This window comes from Nostocoides jenkinsii Ben 74, assembly GCF_001046875.1.
GTDB lineage: Bacteria > Actinomycetota > Actinomycetes > Actinomycetales > Dermatophilaceae > Nostocoides_A > Nostocoides_A jenkinsii.
Genome location: NZ_HF571038.1, coordinates 3,797,804 through 3,798,771, shown reverse-complemented (window position 1 = coordinate 3,798,771; position 968 = coordinate 3,797,804). Strand labels below are relative to the sequence as shown.

At 66.8% G+C, this 968-nt stretch carries 2 protein-coding genes; both read right to left on the bottom strand.

Going from position 1 to position 968, the window contains the following annotated elements; genetic code table 11:
• Window positions 1-31: 31 nt before the first annotated feature.
• Window positions 32-715, bottom strand: coding sequence for an IS3 family transposase (locus tag BN13_RS18125; protein ID WP_235434116.1), 684 nt, complete (start codon window positions 713-715; stop codon window positions 32-34).
• On the bottom strand, window positions 708-968 hold a 261-nt coding region (locus tag BN13_RS20540), incomplete at its 5' end, for a hypothetical protein (protein WP_235434115.1). The genes BN13_RS18125 and BN13_RS20540, both read right to left, overlap by 8 nt.

Here is a 968-nt window from a genome sequence, read left to right as displayed (position 1 = left end):
TGTGGTTCCCCCCGAATCGTGGAGGGTTTGGCTATGCGGCTTCCCGGGCGGTGGCCGCGGTGGTTTCGTAGGCGATGGGGCTCATCATGCCTGCTGAGCTGTGTCGGCGCTCGTGGTTGTAGAACCCGTAGCACCAATCGAGCACGACGGCCTGGGCCGCCTGGGTAGTGGTGAACTCGTGCCGGGAGAGGACTTCCCACTCCAGGGAGGAGAAGAACGCCTCCGCGGCTGCATTGTCGAAACACGATCCGACGCGTCCCATGGATTGACGGATCCCGAGCCGGCGGCACAGCCCGGTGAACGAGTTCGCCGTGTAGGTCGAGCCCCTGTCGGTGTGGAAAATGACCCGCTGCGACTCGTTTTCCCGCCAGTTCGGGCCGTTGACCGCGTCGATGCCGCCGCGGGCCGCGACGGCCATCGTGATCGCCGCGCACGCCAGGTCGGCGTCCGGGTGGATCCCAGTCGCGGCACCGAGCAGCCGCCGCGAGTACAAGTCGATCACCGTGGCCAGGTACAGCTTCCCGCCCGTGGTCGGGATCTCCGTGATATCCCCAACCCAGCGGGCGTTGGGACGCTCAGCGGTGAAATCCCGGCGCAGCAGGTCCGGGAACTTCGGTGCCGTCTTGTCCTGCCGGGTTAATCCGTTGCGGCGCTTCATCTTTCGCGCGACCAGGCCCTGCCGGCGCATCGAGTCAGCGACCGTCTTCTCACTCACCGTCCACCCGTCCACGACCAGATCGGCGTGTAACCGCGGAGAACCGTGCACACCGCGACACTTTCCGGAACATCACCGCCACGGCCCGGTCGATCGTGTCCCGGCGCCGGTCCCGATCGGTGTGCAGACCTGAGCTCGCGGCCGGGCCGTTCGCGCGGCCCACCCACTTGTAGAACCACGCCAGGCTCACCCCGAGCAGGGCGCAGGTGAACGTGTGTGGCACCCGGTAGTTGGTCCTCTGGTCAGCGATGAA